At 55.7% G+C, this 6357-nt stretch carries 5 protein-coding genes and 1 tRNA gene; 4 read left to right on the top strand and 2 right to left on the bottom strand.

The window, feature by feature from the left end:
• The 3 genes from Q0D52_RS03550 to Q0D52_RS03540 all read left to right on the top strand — a co-directional run.
• Window positions 1–188, top strand: a 188-nt coding sequence (locus tag Q0D52_RS03550; protein ID WP_294361911.1) for a hypothetical protein, incomplete at its 5' end; no start/stop codon positions are given.
• A gap of 297 nt (window positions 189–485) precedes the next feature.
• Window positions 486–1076: a helix-turn-helix domain-containing protein gene (locus Q0D52_RS03545; protein ID WP_294361910.1), complete on the top strand. Its 591-nt coding sequence runs from the start codon at window positions 486–488 to the stop codon at window positions 1074–1076.
• Between the two features lie 252 nt (window positions 1077–1328).
• Window positions 1329–1964 carry a GNAT family N-acetyltransferase gene (locus Q0D52_RS03540; RefSeq protein WP_294380181.1) on the top strand — a complete coding sequence of 212 codons (636 nt, stop codon included), beginning with the start codon at window positions 1329–1331 and terminating at the stop codon, window positions 1962–1964.
• Window positions 1965–2101: 137 nt separating this feature from the next.
• Here the strand turns inward: Q0D52_RS03540 and Q0D52_RS03535 are convergent, their stop codons facing one another.
• On the bottom strand, window positions 2102–4483 hold the full coding sequence (locus Q0D52_RS03535; protein ID WP_294380179.1) for an HAD-IC family P-type ATPase: 2382 nt from the start codon (window positions 4481–4483) through the stop codon (window positions 2102–2104).
• A gap of 96 nt (window positions 4484–4579) precedes the next feature.
• Window positions 4580–4654: transfer RNA gene (locus tag Q0D52_RS03530), tRNA-Thr, on the bottom strand.
• Window positions 4655–4996: 342 nt separating this feature from the next.
• On the opposite strand from Q0D52_RS03530, the gene Q0D52_RS03525 reads away from it, so the two are divergent.
• Entirely contained in the window at window positions 4997–6238 is a 1242-nt protein-coding gene (locus Q0D52_RS03525; protein WP_294380177.1) for a putative ABC transporter permease, read from the top strand.
• Window positions 6239–6357: the final 119 nt, after the last annotated feature.

The raw sequence follows: 6357 nt of genomic DNA, 5'->3' as shown, positions 1-6357 counted from the left end.
GGCCAACGATGACGCGCTTCAACGGATCCCAGTCGTTCCAAGAGTTGACAATCTTCGCCATGACTGTCTCCTTTCTTCGCGGTATTATTAAATACCGCTGTCGTTTTGCGGAGGAAGTGCTCTTCCTTTCCGCAGGATCTCCGGTGCTTCCTTCACCGTTTTTCCATGGCTCCATTGTGCGCTTTTAATGCTTTCGAAACAAAGGAAATGATTCAAAGATTGTACCAAAAAGGTAGATTTCTCTTCTGTATCGTATTGCCTTGGGGGACTCCCGTCATTAGAATATTCCAACGGATGGAACAAAAGACTTGATATGTCAACCATTATGGTCCATTTTCGGACTTGGATTTGACTACCTGCTACACCGCCCGGCGTTGCATTCGCGCCGCTCGTCCTATAAACGCTGTGGTTAAATGTGTTCGGGAGTTATTACTCCTGTCTATCGGTTTTTAATGACATGGAATTGAGGCTTATTACAGGGGGAGATGGCATTCATGCTGACGGACCTGCTTTCGAGTCAGGATATTTTCAACACTCCTGATCTAAAAACGAAAATGAGTATCTTGCATGCGGTCGATCGGTCTTTGGATTGCATGACTATTTCGGAGATTTGCGAGAAAGCGAACATTTCCCGCCAGACGTTTTACCGTCATTTTCGTAGTAAGTACGATATTCCTTGGTGGTTCTGTATCTTTTGCCGACAGTTTTATCTGAACGAAATCGGGCGAACCATCAACTGGCGCACCGGGTATTATCACCACATCCGGATATTGTCAACGGAGCGAGAGTTCTTCAAGAAGTCCATTCAGTACAGCATCAATACGCCATTCGGTCAGACGGTCATGCCGCAAAACAGGCAAACGGTTCTGCTTGAGACGCTTAGAACGTATCGAAACGTGCCCGTTGATCACAATATGCAGTTCTTGGTGGAGATGTTCTCGAAGCTAGAGTGCGAAGTACTGAACGATTGGTTCCGTTCTGACGCTGATACCGATTTGGTTGTTTGGACCGACGATTTGGTAAGCCTCGTGCCTGATAGGCTCTATCGCGCACTTGACATCACCCAGAACGTTTAATGCCGATTGATACATGGGGGGGCGTAAATCAATGCTTCGATTCACCCCCCCCATGTATCACAGGATATGAATTTGCGATTGTCCGGGATTGCGGCTTGCAGGAAAACAGTGTTTTCCGACTTTGGGCGTTGGCGGAAGCCAACGCCCTTTTTGTCCTATATGCCGGATTGCAATGCAAGCTGCTCTCTGTTAAGGTCCATTATAAGACTACTTGGTCTGATAATGGACTATTTGCAAGGAGCACTACGACTCATGGAACCTGTTGAATATCGCCCGCTTCAAGACAAGGATATCGAGGCAGCTGGCGTCATCCTTGGCAACACGTGGCATACCTACGCTGATGGCAGAAAACGCGTAGTTTCGGGAATCGTCGATCTTGCCAACTTTGCACAGCGCAACACCTTCACCGAAGTTGCCGTTGTCAACGACTCCCCCATCGGCGTGATCATGGCACGGGCAGGCGCCTTTAGCGAGCAAACGCAGGCGCATTGGAAGATCATCGAGCAAGACGCGCGCAAGGAACTTGACGAGCTAGGCGGCAGCAGCGCAGACCTTGTGCACTTCTTTAAGACCGCAAAACAAGCCGACCGCGCGTTACTTGCGCAAAGCGGCTGCGACCCCGATTTCGAGCTGGTGCTGTTCGCCGTGTCCGACAAGGTCAGAGGACTCGGAATCGGAAGCACGCTTATGGACCACGCCCAGCGCTATTTGGCGGCCCAAGGGGCATCGAAGGCATTCCTGTTCACCGACACCGATTGCACGTGGGAGTATTACGAGCACAGGGGCATGAGACGCGCTGCAGAGCAGTCTTTTGCGGAGAATGCAGCGTCGATTCTTCCCGAGCGCATGTTCGTTTACGAGATGGACCTGAAAGACATCGGGCGATAGCGCCGGAAGCCGCACCGCACGCGGGGGCGTAGGCGCTAACGAGCGGTTTGCCGCCCTTGCCCCCGATGGGACGCAGGCTGCCGCCTGTCGCCCTCGCAAGGAGACAGACCGCCACCCTCCCCCGTCGGGACGGGCCCCTACTCCGATTCGCCGATGCGCGCTGCGTGTAGCGCATCGAGCTTAAGGTAGAGCGCGTGGAACGCCACGGCGGATAACGCCGCGATGATGCCGTAAAACACCCACATACCCGGTGTGAACGGCGCTATGCAGAACACGCCGGGCATGAGCAGGCACGCACCAGCGGTGCCGCCGATCACAACGACAAGCAGCACCGCGCGGATAGCCGTAAACGGTATGGATAGGCGGATGACCAGGTTGCATCCAATCCAGGACGTCAGCAACACGCACAACGTGGACACCTGCTCGTAGTCAAGGCCCATGAGGTAATAGCCCACCACGTTCGCCACAAGAATGCAGCACACCGAGCATACGGCGCCGGGAATCGACTTGACGATGACGTTGTCCAGGAAACGACCCCGGATGCGCTCTCGATTCGGCTCAAGCGCAAGCACGAACGACGGTATGCCGATGGTGAATGCGCTGATGAGCGTCATTTGGATAGGTTGGAAGGGATACTGCCACGGTGCCGCTATGAACAGCAGGGCGGCGGCGATGGACAGCAGCGTTTTCACCAGGAACAGCGATGCGGAGCGCTGCAGGTTGTTGATGGAACGACGGCCTTCGGCCACCACCTTCGGCATGCTGGCGAAATCATTGTCGACGAGCACCAGCTGCGCCACGTTACGCGCGGCATCTGAACCTGAAGCCATGGCAATGCTGCAGTCGGCTGCCTTGAGCGCCAACGTATCGTTCACGCCATCGCCGGTCATGGCAACGGTATGCCCCGCCTTTTGAAGCGCCAAGACGAACTGCTTTTTCTGCTCGGGCCTTACGCGACCGAACACGCTGTCGCACACTAGCGCGCGTTCCACATCGGATTCGGTTTTCAGCGTGGTGGCGTCAACGAAGCGTTCCGCACCTTCCACCCCCACCTTCGCTGCGATACCCGAAACGGTATGCGGATCATCACCGCTGATGACGAGCACGCGCACGCCCTGGTCTTTGAAATAGGCGATGGTTTCCGCCGCCGTTGGGCGGACCTGATCGCGAATGCCCACGAATCCTAACGGCTGAGGGGAACCTTGAAGGCTTCCCAACTCATCAAAACCTCGCACGCGGGCGATAAGCAATAAGCGCGCATCAGCGGCCAGTCTTTCAACTTGCGATCTGACGCGTTCGAAATCGTCGCCGAGCACGAATTGCGCAGCACCCATGACATAGCACGACCCGCCCGAAAGCTGAACGCCGGACCATTTCTTATCCGAACTGAAGGGAATCATACGCGAGCACGTTTCGGGACGGCCTTCGGCATCCTTGAAGTAGTCCGCGATCGCTCGCGATGTCTCGTTTGGATCATCGTCAGCGCAGGCTATGGCGCGCAACGCGCGGCACGTTTCCCTCTCAAGCGCTTCGGGCGCATCCTGGGCGGCTTCGCCCTCTACGGGCCGCACCCAAGCAACCTCCATGTCGCCCGTGGTGATGGTGCCCGTTTTATCCAAGCACAGCACATCCACGCGCGCCAACGTTTCGATGCAGTAGAGCTGCTGAACGAGCACCTGGCTTTTCGACAAGCGCACGACAGCCACAGCCAGAACCGTTGATGTGAGAAGGATCAGGCCCTCGGGGATCATACCCACCAGCGCAGACACCGTGGATAGAATGGCGCTATTCAGCTCCGAGTTGCCCGAGAGGTAATCCCTCGCGAACAGCAACGCGCCCAACGGAAACATGATGCAGCTGACGAACTTGATGATGCCGTTCAGGCAGCGCATGATCTCGGAGCACACGGCCTTGCGCTCCTTTGCCTCAGCGGAGATCTTTGCCGCATAGTTCTCGGCACCGATGTGGATCACACGCGCAAACACCGTTCCCGAGTTGATGAACGATCCGCTCATGAGCGTGTTACCAGGCTGCTTGCGGACAAGATCGGCTTCACCGGTGAGCAGGCTCTCGTTAACCCGACATTCACCGCTCACGACCTCCGCATCCGCAGGGACCTGATCCCCGCGACGCAGCACCACCACATCATCGCGCACCAGCAGATCGAGGGGCAGTTCGGTTTCCAAGTTGTCACGCAGCACATGGGCCTTTGATCCGGATATGATCGACAGCTTATCGGTGATGCGCTTCGAACGTACCTCTTGGACGATTCCGATCACGGTGTTGCACACGATGACCACCATGAACAACATGTTCTTGTACGACTCGGTGAGCAGCACGATAAGCGCCAAGATGGCGTTTACCAAGTTAAACAACGTGCATACGTTATCATGCACGATCTGTCCAACCGATCGCGTTTTAACACCCGCATCGACATTGGCTTCGCCTGCAGCGATGCGCGTCTGCGCTTCTTCCGATGTCAGCCCAAGCGCAGCTTCATCCACAGCCGTCTCGTTCATACCGCCCCCTCCGAACAAGGCAAGCCATTGCAAAACAAGCAAGAACAGCGTGTAGCAAAAAGGCCACCGCGGTAAGCGATGGCCTTGACGTAACGATGGAGCCGGCAACAGGACTCGAACCTGCAACAGGCAGTTTACAAAACTGCTACGCTACCATTGCGTCATGCCGGCACACGAAAATGCGTGTCGAGCCATTGTACGTCAACAACCTGAATTCTCAAAGCATCATCCTGCAAAAAAAGGCATAAGGCCGTCACAAGAAGAACGCCCGGGCATATTGCGCTCGCGCACGCGCTCCAATAGCCGTTAAGCCGCCATTTGACTGCAGGCCTTTGCTCGAGCCTTCAGACCACAGGTATCATTGTTACCGCAAACGATTACACGAATGCCTGCGTTTTCCGTATCGCAACCGAACCGTTAACCGCTCTTGCCAAACTACCATCGTTATCTGGTTATACTTGTTCGCGGAAAGAATCCGCCATTCAGCGAACGCGATATCTATTTGGGAGCCCCATGACCAACGACGAACAGAACTCCGCCCCTAACGCCACATCGTCCTCCAAGGTGAGGAAACGCTTTCGAACCGACCGCGATGCCATCGACCGCAAACGACTTCCCTTAGCGGTAAAGGTATTCGGCGTGCTATGCCTGGTGGCAGGAGGCGCCACCGCAGTTCTTTTGACGATAACCATTGTGACTATGGTCCTGGCGTTCACTTCTGGGAACTTAGACATCGGAGCCTCCACCGCCACCGTAGTCATCTACGTTGTGGAAACGGTGCTGTACACGGCACTGGCCGCCATGTTCGCCATCTTCGGCATCCGTTTGCTGCGAAACAAGCGTAAACATGCCGCACGAGGCACCGAGGCCATGATCCTTATCTTGGCGGCTATCATCATCTGCTCCATCATGCTCAACGGCCTTGGCGCCAATGTGATTCCTCATGCCGTGGTGGCGGTATTCCTTATCGTCATGCAATCCTACCTTGACCCGGCGCTCGCCGGCGAGCGCGAGCTGCATCGCAAGCTACGCGACATGGAAACCAGGGAGCAAGCGGAAGATGGCACGCTTGGCCTCGACCCCACCGGTCGCGGCTACATCACCTTGAACTTCTTCAACCTGTTTTGGATATTCGTGGTGTGCAGCGTATTGGGCCTTGTCATTGAGACCATATATCACGTGCTGGTGGTTGACCCCGGCGTATACGAAGATCGAGCCGGTTTGCTGTTCGGACCCTTCAGCCCGATTTATGGCGTTGGCGCGATGTTGATGACCATGGCGCTCAACCGCTTCCACAAAGCGCCCTTTCCCGTGATCTTCCTGGTGAGCGCAGTGATCGGTGGGGCATTCGAATATGCGGTCAGCTGGTTTATGCAGTTCGCCTTCGGCATCGTTGCCTGGGACTACACCGGGACGTTCCTCTCCATCGACGGCCGCACCAACGGCATGTTCATGGCCATGTGGGGCGTGCTTGGCCTGTTCTGGGTGAAGCTGTGCCTGCCCTGGATGCTGCGACTGGTCAATCGCATCCCTTGGAACTGGCGTTATTCCCTGACCACCGTATGCGCCGCCTTGATGATCGTCGACTGCGGCATGACCTTGATGTCGCTCGACCGCTGGTACCAGCGTGAAGCCGGCGTAGCGCCCGACAACGCCATCTCCCGATTCATCGACGATCATTTCGACAACCAGTACATGGAGGACCGCTTCCAGAGCATGTCGATAAACCCGGACAACGCGGCACGTACGCTGTAAGAAGAACCATATCGCCGATGCCCGAGGACGGCATCGGCGATATGCCAAACACAGCTCCCCTCTGCCATCGAGCGCGTTTTACACCAGCTTCCCAGGGGTATTGCGACAGCAAAGGGGCA

Source organism: uncultured Senegalimassilia sp. (assembly GCF_934630535.1).
In the GTDB taxonomy this organism is placed as follows: domain Bacteria; phylum Actinomycetota; class Coriobacteriia; order Coriobacteriales; family Eggerthellaceae; genus Senegalimassilia.
Note: the sequence above shows the minus strand (reverse complement) of the source record. Positions and strands in the feature narration are given on the sequence as shown.